A 21,823-nucleotide genomic window follows, 5' to 3' on the forward strand; every position below is an offset into this window, starting at 1 on the left:
AGAAAGTAAAATAAAAATTTAATAAATGTGCATCTTAGTTTATAAGTGATTGAGTATATTTTTACTAGGTGGTAAAATATATCTTGGTAAATATTGTTCATAGACTTTTTTACCATTCATATAGTTAATGGATAACGAAAATAACGTATTCATATCTTTATTAATAAAGGAATGATTAATTTTATAGGTGGGATGAAGGTGGATGTATCCACAAAGAATGATCTATTACAATTAAAAATAGAAAAATGGAAAAGAGATCTAATTGATCTTACTAATCGAAACGTTCTCTTAAATTTTCGTCCAAAAAAGAACAACTCATTACAACTGTTTGAACAACCACAGTTATTGTTTGACGAACTTGTTAAAAACTCGAAAAATATGAATATTGAAGAGTTAAAAACCCTATATTTAGAGCAAATTAATAAAATTGAAAACTCATTAGAAGAGGATTCAATGAAAAGAAAGCTTACTGGGGAATTAAAAGTGCAGTTTATCAAACTGATTGCTAAGTTAAGGTTAGATGCAAGAACGCGTTTAAATGAGCAAGGAATTCAAACGCTTTATTTGACATTTGGAGTATTGAAGTGGAAAGAACAGGGCAATGATAAAGAGTTTATGTCACCATTACTTTTGGTGCCCGTCGAATTAAATCGATCAAGTGCGAATCAACCCTTCAGAATGAAGATGGTTGATGATGAAATTGTCCTTAATCCATTTATGGCCCATAAATTAAGGGAAGAAAAGGGAATCATATTTCCTGAATTAGGTGAACAAGAAGATGTCAATCTTCAAAAAATATGGGAAATGATTTCTGAACAAGTTGCTTATTTAGATGATTGGTCTGTTTCTCCTGAAGTTTACCTTTCGTTATTCTCCTTCAGCAAGCTAGTCATGTATAAAGACCTTCAAAATTATCGGGAATTGCTTGAAAGTCACCCACTTATCCGAGCAATTTCAGGAGTTCCATCAAGTGACAATAATGACATAATGGATTTATCTTCTGTTCCAGATGTCAGCAACTTGGATCAGAAAATTCCCGCTGAAGAGTCTTTTCAGGTTCTTGATGCGGATTCTAGTCAACAACAAGCTATTATAGCAGCTAAAAACGGAGTAAGTTTTGTTTTGCAGGGTCCTCCTGGTACAGGTAAAAGCCAGACTATATCAAATATTATCGCTGAATGTTTAGCAAATAATAAAAAAGTACTATTTGTATCAGAAAAGATGGCAGCACTTGAAGTTGTTAAATCACGCCTTGAAAACGTTGGATTAGGTGATTTCTGTCTTGAACTACACAGCCATAAAGCAAATAAGAGATCGGTATTAAATTCTTTTCAACAGGTACTAGATAAACATCCAAAAAATAGACGGATTAAAAATGAACTTTATTCCAATATTAATCTTCTAAGAGAAAAATTAAACTCCTACTCTGAAAAACTGCACCAGGTTAGAGAACCTTTTGGCAAATCTGTATACGAAATTCACGGTTCCTTGGCTCAATTGGACGGAGTACAGGAGTTACTATTTGATTTTGATATAAATGAATCAATAAATTTAGAGTCCATTTTGTCTCTTATAAATGAATTAGAGAGATATCGAAATCTAATGATTTTAGTAGAGCATGTCCCGATTTGGAAAGGTTTTAATCAATCGGTTTACAGTCTTGAATTAGCATCTAATATGGAATTATTGCTAAGGCAGCTTAAACAAAATCTTTCTGATATTAGTCATTCAGCTCAAATAGTTCAACAAACTTTAGGTTTGAAGAGTGATAGTATTGATGAAATTCGTCACAATCAAAAAATTATAGAAATGGCTAAATATTCACCTAAGCCACCTAGACATTGGTTTAGCTATAATTCGATGCAAACAACCATCCTAAAGGCTAAAGAATATCAGGAAAAGATGTCAACCTTTTTGAACGAGAAAAAGGTTCTAACTCAGAAATTTAATACTGAAATTTTGAAAAAAGATTTACCAATTATTGTGGATAGATTATTTTTCAAATCGGACGTTCTATTCAATATATTTGACTCAAATGACCCTATACTTCTTATTCATGATAGGGATCTTCTTATAGAAGTAGTTACACGCGTGAGAAATTCCTTACAGTCAATCGCAGAGTTATCTTTATTACAAGAGGATTTGGGTCTGCCTCAAATGAAAAAAATTGAGGACGCTCACCTTTTGAAAATTTATTTGAATGTTGCTTTGAAAAAACCTCGCCCAACTATTGAATGGTTTAAAAATTTAAATGGGGTACGAAAGTCTATTAACGATGCAAAATTGTTATTCACGGACAATGAAAAAATGAACAATCTTTTACAAAAAAAATATGAACCATCATTACTGGAACTTGATTTATTTACACTAAAACAATTAATTGAGAATCAAGGTTCTGAACTTCTTTCATTATTTAAATCTGACGATATTACAGAACCAAGAGAAGATAGTATATTCAGCAAGAAGCTATCAATTCAAGAAAGAATTGGAAAAATGTTAGCTCTTCAAGAACAAATTGAACAACCAAAAAATTTTATCTCTCAATCATTAGAGATAGACTTAATAAATATAAAATCAATTACAAGTTTAAAACGAATGATGGAGCTGATCTCCAAAGATCCTAAACCTACTGCAGTATGGTTTCAAGTTGAACGCCAGCATGATATCTACAACTTAATTAAAGAATATAAAAATGTTCAAAATAAATACAACCAAGATTTGTCTACCATTCTAGAGATCTATGAAGAAGAAGTAGTTGATGATCAAATATTTGAGATGTTTAAACGTTTTGAGACAACCTATCAATCCCCACTGCGGTTATTTAACGGGCAATTCAATCGTGACCGTAAATGGTTAAGCTCAAAACTAAAACAAAAAGATAAGTACGATTTTGATACGATATTTAAACATGTTCGATTAATAAAAAGAGTATTAGAAAACAAAAAATGGATGGAAAATAATCAATCTGATTCCCGTACTTATTTTGGAAGGCATTATAAAGGAATCGACACTGAGTGGGGCCACGTTGAGGACTCATTTAATGTGTTTATAGAAATACAAGAAATGTTTAATGAATTAAAAGTTCCTTTACCATTAAAAGAACTTTTAATTCACCCAACAGGACGTATGGAATTCTTCATTTCACAATATGAACAATTAAATTTCATTGCTCATGACCTTGAAGAAGTTCTCTTATCGCTTATAGGGAATTTCCCATCGTTATTCCATAAAAGAAATATCCAGCCAATAGATCAATGGCTGTTTAATGAAATATTTAATGAAATGAATGTAACTCATGGGAAATTGAACACCTTCTATGGTAATCTTAGCCAGATAATGAACGTTAGGAAAGATGGAACTGTAGCCAATCTATCCTTGAAAGATTTATTGTTGGATATTGATCTAGGGTTATCTCTGATAAAAATAAATAATCAAATCGCAAATAAAGAACCTCATTTTAAAGAAGTAATGGGAAACTGGTATCAAAAGGAACTTACACCCTGGGAAGTTGTTGAACAAGCCTTGTATGACGTGGAATTGTTACAGACATCCACACCTTTTATACCTGAACGATATAAGGCTCTTCTTATTGAAGATTCGTATGTTATCGGAGAAAGCCATAATAATTTAGAACATGCATTACGGAATTTGGATTGTGCGTTTGGAATATTAAAAGAAAAATTGCCACACCTTTTCGATGATTTCCATCGTACAGATGATAATAAGTGGAATATTTCTCGTTTAGAAAATTTATTTGAAAGCTTCCATGAAAAACTTCAGAGTTGGTATATGGAATATGATTTAATCGTAAAAGATATCAAACTTGAGTACGAGTCTATATTAGACTTACGAAACGACTTGAACCAAGCTATTTACGTTCAAAATAAACAAATGCAACTTGATAATGAATTAGAAAATCTAAAGAAAACATTTGGTGACTATTTTTCAGGATATACCACGGATTGGGATAGGATTTTTGATGCCTTGGCATGGCTTGAGGAATGGATGACGTATTTCGTAAATCATGAAGTACCCGAATCTTTAATGGCTTATATTTCTGAAGGAGCAGGTGAAGATCAAAAGAAAATACTAATTTCTTATTTTGATAATAATGCTGCTTTGTTAGCTCATAACGACAAGCTGTTTCTTGATTTAAACAACTATTTCTCAATTGAAGCACTACAGTCAGATGGAAGAACTCTACAAAATTGTACTTTCATTGATTACGTTTCTTGGATAGATAAACGTGCTGGTTCTATAAGCGAACTAGAAAATTGGATACGTTTTAAACGTTTAGAGAAAAAATTAAAAGAAGCTAATCTATCTTCTTTCTTGAAGCATATAGAATCAGAAAAGCCAAATGAATGGTTATTTGTTGAACTATTCCAGAAAAGATTCTATAGAAAATGGTTGGACAGTATTTATCAAGAAGAAGATATCCTATATGATTTCGATGCAGGACAAGCTAACGAAATTATTCAAAACTTCCGTGAAGCTGATTTGAAAAGTTTAGTGGAAAATGCAGAGAGGATACAGAGTATTTTAGAGAAGAAAAGGCAACATGCAAATGAAAGTCTCTCTTTTAGACAAGAGTTAAGTGTACTACTTCATGAAATTGGTAAAAAGAAGCGTCACATAGCAATTCGAAAATTGTTATCACAAACTTCAGCATTGTCATTAGAAATAAAACCATGTTTCTTGATGAGCCCACTCTCAGTAAGTCAATATTTAGATGCTAATGATATTGCTTTTGATGTAGTAATTTTTGATGAAGCTTCTCAAATTTTTCCTGAAGACGCTATAGGATCTATTATCCGTGCATCACAGGTCATAATAGTAGGAGATAATAAGCAGTTACCTCCAACTGATTTCTTTAAAGCTGGTGGAATTGGAGAAGAATTTGAGGATGAAGATGAGGTTGACTATGAGAGCATTCTAGACGAATGCAAGAATGTCCTTCCTAATATGCGTTTACGTTGGCATTATCGAAGCAGACACGAATCTCTAATCTCTTTTTCTAACGCTGCTTTCTATTCAAACAGTTTGATTACTTTCCCAAGTGCTGATCACGGAGAACACTTAGGTGTCAAATTTGTATACGTACCAGATGGATTGTATGATAGAGGCGGTACCAGAAGTAATCAAAGAGAAGCGGAGATAACTGCTCAATTGGTATTCGAACACTTTAGTAAAACTCCTAATCGTTCTTTAGGTGTTATTGCTTTTAGTGATGCACAGGCAACGGAAATACGTGAACAAATAGATTTGATGAGAAGAAAGAACCCGTCTATGGAGGAATTCTTTAAAGAAGAACAACAAGACGAATTCTTTGTGAAAAGTCTAGAAAATGTTCAGGGGGATGAACGTGATACGATTTTCTTTAGTATTGGTTATGCTAAAGCCCCAGATGGTAGCCTCTATATGAATTTTGGGCCGTTGAGTAAAAACGGTGGGGAAAGACGATTGAATGTAGCAGTAACCCGTGCAAAATATCAAATAAAGCTAATAAGTTCTTTATTACCTCAGGATATACCTTTGGAACGTACACAGAGTGTTGGTGTTCATCGATTACGTGAATACATGGAAATGGCAAGAAGTGGACATCTACCCACCTATTCATCTTCTCAAAACAAAAAAATCTTTGATTCACCATTTGAGGAAGATGTATATGATGCTCTTGTGGATTTGGGATATGAAGTGCATACTCAAGTTGGTGTATCGGGATATAAAATCGATCTTGCGGTAGTGGACCCATTTAGACCTGATTCATATTTGTGTGGTATCGAATGTGATGGCAAGACTTATCACAGTTCAAAGGTAGCCCGTGATAGAGATCGTTTACGTCAGCAAGTTCTTGAGAATTTGGGATGGAAGATCCACAGAATCTGGTCTCAAGAATGGTTTAAAAAACGCAATTTAGAAATAACAAAGATCAAAAATCTACTAAATAAGCTCAAAAGAGATAAATGATAAACTTAATTAGTTTCAATAATTAACTAGCGGAATCCTTTTTGAAGTGCAAAATAGAATTCAGCAGGACAATTAGCATAAAAAAAAGAGCCTAGAGTATTTCTCTGGCTCATTTTTTTATTAGACTTATGCCACTTCTTGAAAAACATACTAATATTTTCAATTGCCGATAATTAGCTGAATAACAAAGAATAGCTTAACTATAATTCTATCCCTAATTTTTACTAAACCCGCCCTTATGTTAAATATGGTACTGCTAACTCACCGCATTTTTTTATAGAAAATCTGAGGAATGTAATGAAGAAAACCAATTAGAAATATTTATGTCCTATGAAATACTCGTGAACGCCAATCCTGATTTGAAGCCTGCAATTTTGCGGGCTTTTTCCTATTACAATGTACTTAAACTAACGGGTACAAGAGTTGAAGATTTAGCTGCCATAGAAGGTGCTTTCTTATTGTACTAACGGAGCAGGATAGTTTAACAAGGTTAATTGGGAAATGGTGAATATATGAAACAATATGATGTTGTAAGGATAATTAAAGATGATCCCAATAATGAGTTTACTAAAGGACAAGTAGGCACTATCCTAGAGGTTTATGAGGACAACAATTATGAAGTAGAGATTTCTGATAAAGATGGGATAACTCTATTCTTGGGAGCAATATCAGGAGATTACTTACAATAAAAAAGGTGGAATAATATAGAAAATATTAGGACTATATTCACAAAATAAGTTACACTAATAATAATCAAATTAAAACATAAGGGGAAATGTATCATGATGAAAAAAACTTTAATGTTAACTTTTGCACTAACACTATCTATAATTGCTGGTTGTGGCAATCAAGACGAAGGAACGAAAAATGGTTCTGATTCTGCAAATAAAGAAGCAACTACAGAAAATACAAATGAAGAAAAAGAGACGAATAATGAACTCTATTTCAAAGATAATGAAGCAAAATTAAATGACTTAAAAATTAAAATTACAGAAACTAAAGTTATTCAAGCTGGTGAAAAAGGAAATGAATATGGTGAAAAACCTGTATTTGCAATTTGGTATGAAACAACTAATTTAAGTGATAAAGAAATTGATCCTACTACTGGATGGATGGCAGTATTTGAAGCAGTACAAGACAATGATCCTAATGCAGTCAATACTCTTGAAGTTGGTGGACTTCCAGATGACCAATTTCTCGATTCTCAATTAGAAACAATTAAAAAAGATGGTACAGTTAAAAATGCAGTAGCTTATGAATTAGATGATTTAGAAACTCCTGTAACATTAATTGCTACACAAGGTATTGGTGGCGATAAATTAGGTGAACAAACTTTTAATATTAAATAAACGTTTTAAATCTGATTAAAAAACACTTACATTTGTAAGTGTTTTTTTGCTAATTGATCCTAAAATTAAAGCAGCGGGATGGCAAGAAAGTCAAATACAACGTGAATATAAAGAGTCAGCAGGGCATATTCATTTTGATGAAAAAAAGGAAGACGCGAGTCCAAAATCTGCGGACTATTTTCTACGCTATCGTTCTTCTAGGTGCTATATTTTCTGAATTTAAAGTTTTTTACTAACGGATGCGTTAGTTCCATAAGATGCAATAAAAGAGACCACTTATAGGTGGTCTCTTTTATTTGTTCTCATCGATAGAAAACGTTCCTATCTTTAAATATTTTCTCGTGTTCTCCAGAACCTTGAGACTCCTTTTCTTTTCTCTTCCTCTCCCGTAAAAAAAAAGAAAAAAACAGGAATCCAAGTCTCCTATTTAGTGCTATTACATTATTAAATTAGTAAAATGGTATATATATACTTAATTGAAAAGGAAAGTGAATCAATGCTTCAAACTAAAAAAGGTAAAGTAACACTAGCTATAGTAGGAGGCTTCTTGATTTGCTGGTTTTTATATCACAATTTAGGAATCGACGATTTAGTAGAAAAAAATAAGATATATACTAGGGCAGAGGAATCTTTTTCTGATGGAGATTACTATTTAGCAGCAAACCGTTTTAAAATAATACCCGGATTTAGAGATTCTGACCAACAACTTAAAGAGATTTATGCAATCGTCGCGAAAGACTGTACGGAATTTTTGACCCAAAGTAATATGGTAAAAGCCAAACAAGGAAGGATTAGAAAAATAAAAACTTTAATGGTTAAGGACGGTTTTGTTTGGGGTGAGCCTGATGTTTTCACTTACGCTGTAGGTCAATAAAATGGAAAGGTAGTGTAAATATGGACCAAGAAAATCTATATGCTTTCGGTCTTCCTATAAAAAAAGATGATTTGTTTTTATGCAGAGATGGTAGCCAGTATTTAATAACTGACATTGATGTTCTAAAAGAAATGGTTTGTTACATTAATAATCCTGATCAACATAAAGACCTTTCAAAAGCAAAGAAATATTGGATGACTTATAACTTATTTGATGGTGAATTCATTATTAAGCGAATAGAAAAATAATACTTTTCTTTTTAAATTCATCTAATGTACTAATAATAAGTGATGTAGAATAAAAAAAGGGCATTCTTATAAATGCCCTTTTTTTCTTTTTCTTTTTCTTTTTCTTTTTCTTTTTGCTCTGTTAAAGGATGTTGTTGATTTTCTTGATGAACTAACGGGGCAGGTTAGTGGAAGTTGAAGATAGAATAATAAAGAAATAAAAAAGGGAAAAGTGAAAAAACTTTAGAATCTTCTGAAAAATAGGAGGTTTTGCTATTTGAATGTCAAATATTACCCGTGATGGTAAATACTCAAAAAAATAAAAGGTTGTGATGTCATGGATCAAAACACGATGGATCATGTCAGAGTGGGCATATCAATGGAAAAGGAAATAATAAAAGATAAAAATTGGATTTTCAATGATGTAAAAAAAAATATTAAAGAACTGGATAATGGTTTAATCGTTCACACGACGATTAGTAATTGGATAAGTCAGTCATTTGACAAACACAAACAGGTTGTTCAAGATGAAAAAGTTGTACTGGTTGATTTGAACCTTCCAAGAAATGAATGTCCTATCGATGAATTGGAATGTGAAGGTAAGATTTATCCATTTTCAAAGACACGTCTCACTGTTAATAAGGATAGTTCTGATGATGCGTTTATTACGTATATATTTGACGGTGGAATAGAAAAATATGATTTAAAACCATTAGTTGAAGAATGCATAGAGATCCTTAAAAAAGATAAGGAATTCGCAGCGATCAAAAAAAGAAAATGGCCTGAAGGTTTTACGAACGAATGGGATAAAAAAATATTTGAAGAGTGAAGAAGATAAAAATCTGATATATCTTCTTATCTTGATGATCTTCCACAAGCGGACGCTTTTCTTGAATAAAAAGGCGTCTTTTTGTATTGTACCGGATTTCGGAACAACACTTATTAGGGATTGGAGTTATATTTATGTGTAGAAGAGATTGTGAAGGTCCCCACTTAAACTATTGTGTGCTTTAATACAATAAGGAAGAAAATTTAAGAGCCTAAATTATTCATATCAATTCATCATGAAGGAATAACAGGAATATTTGATGACGATACAGCAATGAAACTTGTAAGTGTAATTAGGAAATTAAATGATTCAGCAAGAATATCTTCATAACTGCCGCAATGAATGAGATATTTCCATTTATTACTTAAAGGTGTAAAATATAGAAATGACAAGGCTTTGTAAAAAGCTCTTTTTTGTACGATAAAAAAATGAATCTATGAAAAAAAATACAGCCGTTAGCGTTGTGGAGGATGTTCATGAAGTTAAATTATATTGAGGTAAAGAATTACCGAAACTTTATCAATACTAAATTGCATTTTGATGAGAAGACACTTATTATCGGGGCAAATGATATCGGTAAAACCAATGTTTTATATGCATTACGACTGCTCTTAGATAAATCTTTATCTGAAAACGACTTACAACCTCTGGATGAGGATTTTTGTATCTATTCAGAAGCAGAAGCAAATGAATTCTCTATAACTCTTCACATTGTAGAAGCTATTGAAGAATGTATTTTATCATGTTTTAGGGAACATATCAGCGATAACGATGATGTTTACTTACGCTATGTTGCAACCAGAACTAGAATAGGTGGCACAAAAGACTACAAGCTATTTGTAGGACCTTCTCTTGAAGAGTTGCAATTAGTTTCAAGTCGATTTTATTTAAGAGCATTGAACATGAGATACGTAAGTGCTACCCGACAGATTGACCAGTATTTAAAAAATCAAAAAAATAGGCTTATAGAATATTTGCAGGATGCCAGAACTGACGAGGAAGAAAAATCGGATAATGAAAAATTTCAAGATTTAAGTGGTCGGATAAAGGTTATAGAAAGTGAATTGAATACATTATCCTTTATAGGAAAGGCTGGGGAAACTCTTAATAACCAGTTAAGGGATTTGTCTGAACACCATCAAGAACAGAATTTGAAATTAGGTGTTGATTTACCAGCCAATGATGATTTGTTCAGAAAGATCAGTCTCCTATCTAGTATAGGAGAACATAATATTCAATTGGGTGGTGAAGGAAGAAAGAACCAAGCTTTTATTGCTCTTTGGTCCGCACTAAATCAAATTTCCATTCAAGATGGACAACCAAATGAAGTTTCTATTTTCTGTATTGAAGAATGTGAAGCACACCTTCATCCACACCAACAAAGAAAATTGGCTGAATATCTAGTTAAAGTATTACCAACTCAGGTTATATTAACTTCACATTCTCCTTATATCGCGTGCGAATTTAATCCTAGCTCGATAATAAGGTTACATACTAAACAAGGATCTCCAGCTACAATTTGTAATCACAATGGTGTATCAGAAGAATTGGGAAATCAAATTAGATCTATGGAATATCGTCTTAGTCCTCTTATCGCAGAGGTATATTTTAGTGACTGTGTGCTTCTGGTTGAGGGGACATCTGAAATTGTTTTTTATAAGAACTTAGCCCATCAATTATGTGTGGATTTGGACAAATTAAACATCAGTGTTTTATCTGTAGAGGGTGTTGGCTTTACAAGATATATTGATTTATTAAATGCTTTGGGCATCCCATGGGTAATGCGAACGGACAATGATTATCAAAAATACAATCGACCAAAGCAGCAGTTAAAAGAAGCCTATTATTTAACCGGAATCAGAAGATTAACTAATATATTTTCAACAAAATGCTCTGCAAAAGTGCCAATTGGAGAACAACGGGTAAATCTTGCTGAATTGATTGCAGAAAATGCAGATAAACTTACAGAAAATAATACAGCAAGCAATGCCCATAGACATGAGATGTACAATGTATTTTACCTCCCACTTAGCAATTACGGTTTGTTTTTAGCAGAAGAAGGCTTAGAAGAGGATATTTATCATTCTAATAATGATATGACAAAAGCTATAAATCAATATTTTGTTCCAAGCGAGGAGGATGAGGAAGTCCTAGTAATTGAAGATATGGTAGCAGAAATGAAAAGCAAAAAATCCACATTTATGTATCATTTTTTAGAAAATAATAGTGAGTGCTTAGATTCTTTAAAGGATGACCCATTAGCAGAACCATTGTATGCATGTCAAACCATTGTTCAGCAGATGAGGGTAGCTAATCATGTTGAACTTTGAACCTACACCTCAACAAAATAGTATTCTGGAATGGAATAATAATGCTGTTATTGTTGCTGGACCTGGAAGCGGAAAGACTTGGACACTTGCTAAAAAGATTCAACAAGTAATAGAGGATTGTAGAGATTATCAAGGAGTCATTGCTATTTCTTATACAAATAAAGCAAGTAAGGAATTAGAGAAGAGAGCTAAATTATTGTGTAGTGAAACAAAACAATCTTTTTTTAGTACAATCGATAGTTTTTGCAGCTCAGAAATTGTATTGTCGTTCGGTAAGAGACTGATGGGAACGCCACCTAGACTAGTATTAGTTGAAAAAGTTCAGGATGAAGAACAAGAACAACTTATAAGAACCATAAAAAAAGCAATAAAAGCGATTTTAGAAAAATATTCAGAATTCCCCATTCAACAAATTTATGACCAAGAAATTTGCATATATGAAGAATTAGACTATTCTTATAGAAAGTATTTGGAAGAACGATTTCTTTCGGGATACTTTGACTTACATTTAATTGGCGGTATGGCTAATTTAATAATTATGAGTACAAAAACATGTGCAAAATATCTAAAAGCAAAGTATCGGTATGTAGTTATTGACGAATTTCAAGATTCTGATTTCGAGCAATTTAGCCTATTTAGACGATTATCAGAGATAGGAATAATCAGTTGGGCAGTTGGTGATTTTAATCAATCCATCTACTCTTTTAAATCTGGAAGTCCTGAATATATGCAACAACTAACAACTATGGCTACCTTTGAGAAATTTGATATGAATATTAATCATAGGTGTCATCCTTTTATCCAAAGTTATGCAGACCTTTTTTTACGTCTTCAAAGAGGTATGGATATTTCTTCTGTTCCAAAAGGTGAGAGTAGAATCGTTAAAGTCTCATTGACCGGTACGCAATATCAAATTGGATATTGGTTAAACGAAACAATTGACAAAATTATTGAAATATCAGGAGTTGATAAGAAGTCTGAGATTGCATTATTAGGAAGAACAAATGAAACATTGGAAATGATATCTGACGTATTAAAAATTCCACATCGATTACAACACAAATTACTCTTAACTGACGACAGAAGTATTGGTGGCAATATTCTGCGGCAATTGATGATTTTATCGTTTAATCCGAAGGAGTACACCGCTAAGGATTTCATTGAGAATCATTTTGATTACCGGGTACGAGGAATACGAAAAAATATAGTTGCAGTAAAGAGTTTAATAAAGGAGTTTAAACTAGAGTCCCAAAATGAAGCCACCGATGTAAAGAAAAGCGAAAGAGTAATTAATTTGCTGATTGGAATAATTCAAAATATTTATCCTGATTATGTATTAAGCGAACTCACCAAAGCAGCCTGTGAGCAATTAATATATAATCCAACGTTACTTGAAAATTTTCGCCCATTTAAGGTTGAAGAGGTCCAGTTATTAACTATTCACGGATCGAAAGGATTAGAATTTGATGTGGTATTACACTTAGACTTATTCGAAGACACGTTCCCGGATTTTCGGTCAAAAGGTAAACCTATTAAACTGCGAGAAGATGAAAATCTGCATTACATAGCCCTAACAAGGGCAAAAGAGTATGTATTTCTTATATCAAACTCAATAAAGCGATTTTATTCTTCTAATGCACAAAGGTATTTTGAATTTAATAAGGAACCCTCTCCTTACATAATAGGTGCCATTGAAGCATATCAAACCACAATCAATCATAAGGGAATAAACCAATAATGGTGTAAAAACTTTTAGTAACAGCCTTAGAATTTAAAACTTATTTTAAAACAAGTAATGTTTATTTTATACAAATTTGAATTTAATTATGAACTAATGAAAATGGATATGAAGGGAATAAAAATATGGAGTCACTGGGGTTTGGGTTACATAAAATAAGCTCAAGAAATGAAAAAAAAGCTATTGTTTTTGTTCATGGTTTAAACGGGGATGCAATAAAAACTTGGCAAAATATAGAGGAAAAACCATTACCACGTTTGATAGATGAAGATGAAACACTTTCAAACTTTGAAATTCATACTTTTGGGTATCGAACCGGATTTATTCTTAAACAATATAAAATCGCTCAGATTGCTGAATTACTAAGGACGCATGTAATTAATAAACTAAAAACTAAGGATTTATACTTTGTAGCCCACAGTTTAGGGGGAATAGTAACACAAAAAATGTTAATTCATTTAATCGATAAAGGAGATACTGAACTCTTTAATAGAATAAAAGGGATTATTTATTTGGCTGTACCATTTGAGGGTGCAAAAGGGGGAACATTAGTAAGTGCAGTTGGATCTCTTGTTCCTCCTATTATTGGAGAACGAATTTTTTCAGTACAGGTATTATCTTTAAAAGTATTTAGTGATGAATTGTTTAACATTAGGGATAGGTGGAAAGGGATATTAGACCAAAACAAATTTCCGAAATTGAACCAAAGGGCTATTAGAGGGGAGCTGGATGGAACTGTACACCCTTTTTCATCAACACCCGGATTCCTAGATCCCAAACATGTTTTTGGTGTTGATGCAAACCACAAAACTATTTGTAAAATTGATAAAGAACATGAAGTTTACACACTGATAGAAGAGTTCCTAAAATCATGCATTCAAAAAGATAATTTTGAAACGCCTCAGTTACATAAAAATTATGGTGGATTAAGTTTTTTAACTATAGAATTAGATAAAATTATTTATCAACTAAAACGTGTAAGGAACCAAAGGGAATTCTTTATTAAAAGCAAAGTTAGTACGGAAACAGCTGAAAATTTAGAACGCTGGTATAAAAATTATGAGGAAGATGGCTATGCTAGTGGTTATTTTAAAGAAGAAGATCCTTATTATTTAACTAGCACTACTGCCGCCGACGACATTTCCTATTTAGCAAACCTGGAATCATATGACCTTCTCCCGATAAATAATCAAATTTATGAATATGTAAAATTATTAGATGATGAAATACTAAAAGCCACATTACTTGTAATACTTGATGATATTGAAAAATGCCAACAATCGATAAGTAAAGAAATAAAATCGTCTATCTATAAGACCGGTGTATACCAAGAAAATATATCTAAGGCAGATGAAAAATCTTTTCAAACTAAGCTAGAACAGGCTGAATTAGAACAATTAAAAAAAGATAACAGTAATTTATATACCAATAAGAAGGGTGCCTGGAAACACCTTATCATTAATAGTATAGAGTTTGAACTTATTAGACTAAATGAAATAATTAAAAACATAATTACAGCTGAATCATAAACCAGTAAAGTGTATTTAAATTATTTAAATAGTTTATTGAACTAAAAAGCATGAAAGTTTGAGGCTGTGGTGGATGGTTGATATTGAAATCTGTATAGTTGATTTGGAATTCGTAATGCACGGTTCCTATAATAGGAGCAACAATGCACAAAAATCATAAAGGAGGGAATTAACAATGAAATATAAAGAGCCAAAGAATAAGACTTGTGAAAAATGCAGTAGAAATTCACCAGACACTGCCGAATATTTTGGAAAGCAAGCTACAGGGCAGAACTGGAAACAGGCTTGGTGTCTAGAATGCAGAACAGAGTGGGTACAAAATAAGAAACAAAGATAATAATTTAAGGCGGTAGTCCCGTTGTAAAACGTAACCTATAGAGTTGACACTTTAAAAAAGTGGCTACCCTGCAGGGTCTTTTTATGTTTGAAGCGAAAATACATGTTCATTAACAAGGAATATGAGGTCGACCCAATAAATGATTTACGGCGTGAGTAAAAAAAAATTGTGAAGAATTGTACTTAAACTATAGGGGGCTTATGTTGAAGAACGAGACGATGTTATAAATAGGGATTTGAAGGCCGCATAATATTATGCGGGCTTTTTTTAGTAAATATAGAATTGATACTTTTGATATAATTGTCAGTAATTTAGTGATATTTTTGAAACTGTATACAGATCACGCTGAAGTAAATGTTCTTATGACACGGAATTTTGATTAAATTAGAATTGGGGGAAATTGTCGATATGAAAATGTCAAAAATGATTAAGCCGCTAATAATACCGGTAGCAGCACTTCTTGGTTATGCTATAGTAAAGGGGAAAAAGTCACTTAGCGTAGTTTCTGCATAGCCCAAACTGTCTCTGATTCTGCAAATAATCCAGAAAAGACTTTTGTTGAATTCAAGGAAAGTGAATTAAATGAGATAGCCAAAAATACATTCAGAGGTTTGAAAGCGGTAATTGTTGGTAACGTGTTGGAGTATTGGTTTAAGTCTCGTTCTGGTAAACAAACCGCTACTGCGACAATTGAATTGGATTCGGCAGGAGAGCCATTAATTACTTTTAATCCGCATTATGGTACTGCTAACTCACCGCATTTTTTTATAGAAAATCTGAGGAATGTAATGAAGAAAACCAATTAGAAATATTTATGTCCTATGAAATACTCGTGAACGCCAATCAGATTTGAAGCCTGCAATTTTGCGGGCTTTTTCCTATTACAATGTACTTAAACTAACGGGTACAAGAGTTGAAGATTTAGCTGCCATAGAAGGTGCTTTCTTATTGTACTAACGGGGCAGTTTAGTTGAAGAAGGGATGCAACAAATGAGTAGAGAATATTTATGAGAAATAGTTCCAAGGAAAGGGGATAGCTAAGTGTCATTAAGCAGCATATTAGCCGGAAAGACAGAGAAGGATAAGGCGTTTAGGGAGATACTTTTATCGGTTGAGCCGGGAAGGAGCGATTACTATACGTTAAGTGGGAAGAAGCCCTTTTCTGATGAATACATACTGAGAGTGCCGAACGCATTGGAGAACGACCAAAATTCCAGTTTAGTAGGTACAGCGTTTGACTACATGGCACGGTTTAGAATTGCAAAGCTTATAAAATATGAGTATATTGCAACCGATTTGGTTGCCTATCACGGGATGTACAAATTAAGGAAGTTGCCGGATATACAGGAATATTATCTTGGGAAGTACAAGCCGTGGGAGGAGAAAATTAAAAAAGTGGTGATGAGCCGAAAACAACTTGCTGAATTGTATGAGATAGCGGTTCACTTAGCAAAGTTAGAGCAAATCTATCGGGCAGGGATCAATCCGGAAGATGTGGACTTGGAATACCTGTTTAACGAGCCCGCTCCCGCTGACGTAATGAATGAACTGGAAATGATGATGGCGGTATTTGAGGAAAACTTCATGATACCGGAAATCATCAAGAAGAACAGCTCCGTGTCCTTCAACCCGAACTTTGGAATCGCTTCACAACTGGTGGAGGGAGCGGATGCGGATATCTATATTAACGGAACACTCTACGATTTTAAGACAACAAAGGACAAAGCGTTGAAGAAGAAAGATAATCTGCAGATGATTGGCTATTATTTATTGGACGAACTGTCGTATTATTCCGGTTCGGAGGAATATGACTTCGGTTACTATCATTCCATTGACCGGATTGCCTTTTACAAAGCAAGATATGGGGAAGTGGAGTATTATGATGTGCTGAAGCGTTTCACGACCGATACGCTGAAAGAGAAGTTGATGAAATTGGCGGAGTATTTTAATGGGAATGAAGGTCATTTAATAGGATACATTGGCTTCGGGGATGTAAGAGGGGCATTGCTTAAATTAGAGAAGTTACGAAAAGGTGAGTTTGAGATATACACAATACCTATCAATATGTGACCTTGGACAATGCTGAAAACGAATAGAGGCAGAGGGTGGGTCCTTATGTTGCATTTTTAGTTGATTTTTAACAAAAGGTAAATTAAGTTTGTGAAAGATTGTACTTGAGCTAAACGGGTGCGTTACTTCAAGAACAGGGCCGCCTTCGAGCAGTTCTTTTTTAGTGTGGGCAGGTTAGTTGAAAAGTTACAAAATGGATAATACATCAAACATTTCCTTAGCTAACGCTGGGTTATCTCGCCAAACTTTTTCGTCATAGGTGACTTGAGATACCTGCTGATCCAAAGCATTTATTAACCTACTGATATTGGATAATGAAAATTAATTAAATTATCGCACCGCTTAAGAGATCGAATTTGAATATCTACCGGATAATATTGAAGAAGTGAATACGGCCGTCACAGAATCACCCAGTAAATATACCGCTGATGACGTTCTCTCTGCGTTCAAGGATGCTAACCTTAGCGTCATAGATCCAAGAGACAATACTTCAAAACAATGTAAATCAGATGGATTGAATTGCACCCAGTTAATAACAACAGAAGATGTAAGTATTTATCTATGGCCTTCAGAAGAATTAGCTGGAAAAAATGCTTCTAGTTTTAGCCATCAGTCTGGTGCTTTCACTATCCGTTTTAATAAGCCTCAGAGCCCTGAGGACGAGTACATTAAGGCGATTGATGCGTTAATTAATTCATAAAACGGATTATGTTTTGAGGAGAAAACTGCAAAATGCAGTAGACTATGTGTACTAATTGTAAGGTCTGCCCCATACCGCAGACCTTTTCTTATGGGAAACGCTGAACAAATCAGGTAAATTAGCTAATAGAAGGAAAAACACAGAGGAGAATATGAACTGGATATTGAGAACGAACAGAGAATCAAAAAGATTGAAGAAGAGATCAGTGTTTCAGCACTAAACTTTGAAGAGGATGACAAACATTTTTATTACTCTTCCTATGACCTCTGATGCACTTTACTACTATGATGGCCGGAGTGCATTTACAATCCTTTTTGGTAACGCCCATCCATATTGGAGATATGAATGAGGATGTCATCACTCCATTAGCCGTAGCGGGTCCAAGTACAGGTTAAAATTGTATTTAATTCTTAACTTTAAGATAAATAAATGTAGATTTATCTGGTAGGGTTGAAGATAAAGCTTGATATAAAGGAAATCGGATAACAAACTTCACCCAGTAGGTTTAAAACACCAAAATTCATTTAGGTTATACGACATGATAGGAAATGTTTGAGGATTTATATGATATCGAGATATATGGAGAATATCGAATTTCAAGAGGTGGTAGGAGTAGCTTTGGCAGCTCTTTTTTAGTTAGAGTAACGGTGCAGGTTAGTTGAATAAAGAAATCGAAAGCTTACTATAGATGGGAGAGGGAATATGATTGATAAATTCAGAAGGTTATTTAAAAAGAAGAACAGAATGATGTTGATGATCAGTAAACGAAGAGTTAAAAAGAAAAATAATTGAATTAGAAGGGTTAGGAGAAGAATTGGGCAAAGTTCTTCAATATAGTTCCAAAAGCTTCACCTTTAATAACATCACTAAATGCCGTAACCCAATTAAAAGGGGCATGTTACCCCTCTTTAATTGGGTTTATTCGGTACCCCCAAACGTTCTTGTCCAATCACCTTCTGGATCTAGACGTTTTCTTCCATTCTCTCGTTCGACATGTTTGTATCCATTAAAACCAACATGCAAGCCATGAAGAACATTGTAAACTTCATAGATATTTCCAGAATCATTGTATCCGAAACCATCTCTTATATTATGAATAATCCGGAGTATATCCTGGGTTAGATTATCATTTACATCCATTGATGGGGGCAGCATCACTTCCATTTCGTTAGCCATTTGGTCAAAATCCTTTCGCACATCAGCGGTCAACCATTCGTCTGGTGGTTGTTCAAAAATTGAATCATCCGGCTGGGCGTTCCTTAAAGCATAGAAATATTCGCTGTTAACGATTGCATCAAAATAATCGAATTGCTTTTCGATCAACTCTTTCAATTTTGGAGTTGCTTCCATTTTTACCGTTTCAACCTTATTCTTACCTTCATTATTATGTACGGAAGCTGTTTTGGTTTCATTCTCGTCATCAGCAGATTTTATTTCGTCCTTATCCTCATTTAATAAGAGCACTACTCCTGATACCGCTATAATTCCCATGATAATCAATCTTATTTTTTTCATCTTTCGGTATTCCTCTCGTTTTCTATGTTGTTTAGGCACGAACCATTTTCTATAATACTCTATTATGAAAAAAGTAAATATAAAAACTTAAATATCTAGAATTTTATCACCAGATGAAAATCAACAAGCTGAGAAGTTACATGAGCGAAATGAAACTATGATTGAAACATGTGCCAGAAGAAATCCATAGGGGCTGTCATTTCTGCCAGTTTGATATATCTCATTAGTAACGTATAAATTCGGCATTCTTTCGTCATATTAAAGTGGCTGTCCTATAAATGATTGGAGGAACCTTTTTGTATAATTCCATGCAAAGGATAAAAGGAATAGATCAAAATGTTCAAATAGTTAATAAACGAAAAATCAAACTGAAAAATGGTACGAGTATTCACATGGCTACAATCAAAAGAAGTAGATAACTCGCATTTGAATTTCTTAAAAAGCGTATTCTCATTGGGATATTTTCTATGGGTATACGCTTTTTTAATTAAAGTATTCAGTCAGTAGTATGCATCCAGTTGCAATTATTTAAATTAAACATATAAACATTGGTTCATATGTTTGTATATTTCTTTCCTTTTGAAGCATTCTAAAAGTGACATTATAACAATAAAATCCAAAGGAGCCCTATTGTGACATCTGAAAAAAAACAAAGGTTCAATATTAAAAGTGTTAGTTACACTCATGATGAAACATCGACTGATTTGTGGATAGCTGCATACGTTGAAGCAATTAAAGCAGTAAAATATGATCAATTTCTTAAATCAAAAGAACCTAATTTGAAAGATGATTAAAAATTTAGATGTGTAAAGATTCATTTTTGGGAGGGTATCCATGAAAAGAACGGTGGCTTACCTAAGAAATTCTTCAGATCTTCAAGAAAATTCCCTAGGTTTACAAAGAGCAAAAATAAAAGAGTTTTCACTTTTCAAAGGACTTCCAATTAATCACTTCTTTATAGATGAGAATGTTTCAGCTTCTAAAAAGCGTCTGAATCAAAGGCCTGCTATGTCAAAGCTCTTTGAAGAAATTAAACAGAATCAGATTGAAACTTTAATTGTCTATAAAAGAGATCGGCTTGCAAGAAGATCTAAAGAGTATATGGAGATGTACTTCTTCTTTAAGAAACATAATGTACAAGTACTATTTGCAGCGGATAGTGAGTTCCCCATGCTGTATACAAATATTGGAGAATTTATTGAACTGATTATGTCTGGGTTAGTAGAACATGAAGTAATCCAGCTTAAGGAAAGACTTTCTAATACACAAAGTTCCAATTTTGAAAATAAAGGTACTTTAGGGACTCTGCCCTACGGCTATATAAAGTCTAATGATTATAAAAATCAAAATGATCTTAAAGATAAGATCATTTTGATTAATGATGAACTTGAAATAGTGAAAGAAATCTACAATCTGATTCTTTCAAGAAAGTACGAAACTTTGAACGATTTAAGGAATTTTATCAATAAGTCGGGTTACAGAACACGTAATAATAAAAAATGGACCTCTAACGGAATTAAAAACATGCTAAGTAATCCAATTTATTCAGGAATGAGGGTTAGGAGATTTCAAGGTATTCCTAAATATCAAAGTACTCCACATACGAAAATTATTGAAAAAGAAAAATGGGAAGCTGCAATTGAAATAATGGAACAAATGAGCAGGAAAAAAGTATTGTCAAATAAGTCTAAACAAATTTTTTTACTTGATGGGCTAATTACTTGTTCAACATGTATGAAGCAATTTCAAGGGAAAGTAAGAAAGAATAATGGAATTGACACGCCAAAATATGTTTGTGAATGTAAGAGACATTCTCTAATTAAAGAAGAAATAGAACAATTTGTTTTTAATCAAGCCATTATTTTTTTTGAGAGTTTAATGGCTGAAAATTTGGCGGAGATAACAAAGAGATTTCTAAAACAAAAGAAATCAGCACATACAACGGAAATTAACCTAATGAATTCCGAAAGAAAAAAACTAGAGAACAAGCAGATGGAATTGACAAAGAAATTTATTAATATCAAGAAGAAAGAGGAAAAAATTAAACTTAAACACGAAATAATTGAGTTACAAGGTCTTGTGAATGTAAAAGACTTAGAAATAGAGCTGTTTGAAGAAGAATACAGGAATGAAGTAAGTCTTATAGATCGCATCTTAAACAACTCGGTTACATATAAAGCAATTCCATTCCGTTACGAAAAAACTTTCTTCCCTCAACTACAACACTTATTACATGACATCGTTCTAACCATTAAAATTACAAACAATGCAGTAGATATAATGTTCAAACATCCATTCCAAGATATGAAAGGAGAAACACGATCATTAAAAATGATTTAAGAAATGTACTTTCTG

General features: G+C 33.1%; 15 protein-coding genes. 14 read left to right on the plus strand and 1 reads right to left on the minus strand.

Annotated features, from left to right (window positions below; genetic code table 11):
- Positions 1-198: 198 nt before the first annotated feature.
- The 12 genes from E2R53_RS00375 to E2R53_RS00430 all read left to right on the plus strand — a co-directional run bounded on the left by E2R53_RS00375 (position 199) and on the right by E2R53_RS00430 (position 17,953).
- A complete protein-coding gene (locus E2R53_RS00375) occupies positions 199-5,970 on the plus strand; it encodes a DUF4011 domain-containing protein (RefSeq protein WP_165970836.1) in 5,772 nt (1,923 codons plus the stop codon).
- Positions 5,971-6,482: 512 nt separating this feature from the next.
- Positions 6,483-6,659: a DUF4926 domain-containing protein gene (locus tag E2R53_RS00380; protein ID WP_133309920.1), complete on the plus strand. Its 177-nt coding sequence runs from the start codon at positions 6,483-6,485 to the stop codon at positions 6,657-6,659.
- 93 nt (positions 6,660-6,752) lie between these two features.
- The gene (locus tag E2R53_RS00385; RefSeq protein ID WP_133309921.1) at positions 6,753-7,319 is read left to right on the plus strand and encodes a DUF5067 domain-containing protein; all 567 of its coding nucleotides are present in this window, start codon (positions 6,753-6,755) and stop codon (positions 7,317-7,319) included.
- Between the two features lie 496 nt (positions 7,320-7,815).
- Complete coding sequence (locus tag E2R53_RS00390; protein ID WP_133309922.1) at positions 7,816-8,193, plus strand: hypothetical protein; 378 nt, start codon at positions 7,816-7,818, stop codon at positions 8,191-8,193.
- 20 nt (positions 8,194-8,213) lie between these two features.
- Positions 8,214-8,441 carry a hypothetical protein gene (locus tag E2R53_RS00395; RefSeq protein WP_133309923.1) on the plus strand — a complete coding sequence of 76 codons (228 nt, stop codon included), beginning with the start codon at positions 8,214-8,216 and terminating at the stop codon, positions 8,439-8,441.
- A gap of 316 nt (positions 8,442-8,757) precedes the next feature.
- Positions 8,758-9,249, plus strand: a complete 492-nt coding sequence (locus E2R53_RS00400) for a hypothetical protein (protein ID WP_286166027.1) — start codon at positions 8,758-8,760, stop codon at positions 9,247-9,249.
- Positions 9,250-9,725: 476 nt separating this feature from the next.
- Positions 9,726-11,579 (plus strand): ATP-dependent nuclease, encoded by a 1,854-nt coding sequence (locus E2R53_RS00405; protein WP_165970837.1) that lies wholly within the window; start codon positions 9,726-9,728, stop codon positions 11,577-11,579.
- Positions 11,566-13,317, plus strand: coding sequence for a UvrD-helicase domain-containing protein (locus E2R53_RS00410; RefSeq protein ID WP_133309925.1), 1,752 nt, complete (start codon positions 11,566-11,568; stop codon positions 13,315-13,317). The genes E2R53_RS00405 and E2R53_RS00410 overlap by 14 nt, the downstream gene beginning before the upstream one ends.
- 125 nt (positions 13,318-13,442) lie before the next feature.
- Positions 13,443-14,846: an esterase/lipase family protein gene (locus E2R53_RS00415; RefSeq protein WP_133309926.1), complete on the plus strand. Its 1,404-nt coding sequence runs from the start codon at positions 13,443-13,445 to the stop codon at positions 14,844-14,846.
- A 175-nt stretch (positions 14,847-15,021) separates the two neighbouring features.
- Complete coding sequence (locus tag E2R53_RS22990) at positions 15,022-15,183, plus strand: hypothetical protein (RefSeq protein WP_165970838.1); 162 nt, start codon at positions 15,022-15,024, stop codon at positions 15,181-15,183.
- 1,041 nt (positions 15,184-16,224) lie between these two features.
- Positions 16,225-17,253 carry a hypothetical protein gene (locus E2R53_RS00420; RefSeq protein WP_133309927.1) on the plus strand — a complete coding sequence of 343 codons (1,029 nt, stop codon included), beginning with the start codon at positions 16,225-16,227 and terminating at the stop codon, positions 17,251-17,253.
- A gap of 385 nt (positions 17,254-17,638) precedes the next feature.
- Positions 17,639-17,953 carry a hypothetical protein gene (locus tag E2R53_RS00430; RefSeq protein WP_133309928.1) on the plus strand — a complete coding sequence of 105 codons (315 nt, stop codon included), beginning with the start codon at positions 17,639-17,641 and terminating at the stop codon, positions 17,951-17,953.
- A 918-nt stretch (positions 17,954-18,871) separates the two neighbouring features.
- Here E2R53_RS00430 and E2R53_RS00435 read toward each other — a convergent pair.
- Positions 18,872-19,468 (minus strand): hypothetical protein, encoded by a 597-nt coding sequence (locus E2R53_RS00435; RefSeq protein ID WP_133309929.1) that lies wholly within the window; start codon positions 19,466-19,468, stop codon positions 18,872-18,874.
- Between the two features lie 632 nt (positions 19,469-20,100).
- On the opposite strand from E2R53_RS00435, the gene E2R53_RS22995 reads away from it, so the two are divergent.
- Complete coding sequence (locus E2R53_RS22995; RefSeq protein WP_165970839.1) at positions 20,101-20,262, plus strand: hypothetical protein; 162 nt, start codon at positions 20,101-20,103, stop codon at positions 20,260-20,262.
- A gap of 40 nt (positions 20,263-20,302) precedes the next feature.
- A complete protein-coding gene (locus E2R53_RS00440) occupies positions 20,303-21,808 on the plus strand; it encodes a recombinase family protein (RefSeq protein ID WP_133309930.1) in 1,506 nt (501 codons plus the stop codon).
- Positions 21,809-21,823 lie beyond the last annotated feature (15 nt).

It is taken from the genome of Peribacillus frigoritolerans (assembly GCF_004358755.1).
Classification (GTDB): Bacteria; Bacillota; Bacilli; order Bacillales; family Bacillaceae; genus Bacillus_P.

Bases quoted from the DNA above. Each gene is read 5' to 3' on its own strand.
- E2R53_RS00395 (WP_133309923.1), top strand. From the start codon at position 8,214: ATGGACCAAGAAAATCTATATGCTTTCGGTCTTCCTATAAAAAAAGAT.
- E2R53_RS22990 (WP_165970838.1), top strand. From the start codon at position 15,022: ATGAAATATAAAGAGCCAAAGAATAAGACTTGTGAAAAATGCAGTAGA.
- E2R53_RS00440 (WP_133309930.1), top strand. From the start codon at position 20,303: ATGAAAAGAACGGTGGCTTACCTAAGAAATTCTTCAGATCTTCAAGAA.
- E2R53_RS00410 (WP_133309925.1), top strand. From the start codon at position 11,566: ATGTTGAACTTTGAACCTACACCTCAACAAAATAGTATTCTGGAATGG.
- E2R53_RS00390 (WP_133309922.1), top strand. From the start codon at position 7,816: ATGCTTCAAACTAAAAAAGGTAAAGTAACACTAGCTATAGTAGGAGGC.
- E2R53_RS00415 (WP_133309926.1), top strand. From the start codon at position 13,443: ATGGAGTCACTGGGGTTTGGGTTACATAAAATAAGCTCAAGAAATGAA.
- E2R53_RS00400 (WP_286166027.1), top strand. From the start codon at position 8,758: ATGGATCAAAACACGATGGATCATGTCAGAGTGGGCATATCAATGGAA.
- E2R53_RS00385 (WP_133309921.1), top strand. From the start codon at position 6,753: ATGATGAAAAAAACTTTAATGTTAACTTTTGCACTAACACTATCTATA.
- E2R53_RS00380 (WP_133309920.1), top strand. From the start codon at position 6,483: ATGAAACAATATGATGTTGTAAGGATAATTAAAGATGATCCCAATAAT.
- E2R53_RS00435 (WP_133309929.1), bottom strand. From the start codon at position 19,468: ATGAAAAAAATAAGATTGATTATCATGGGAATTATAGCGGTATCAGGA.
- E2R53_RS00405 (WP_165970837.1), top strand. From the start codon at position 9,726: ATGAAGTTAAATTATATTGAGGTAAAGAATTACCGAAACTTTATCAAT.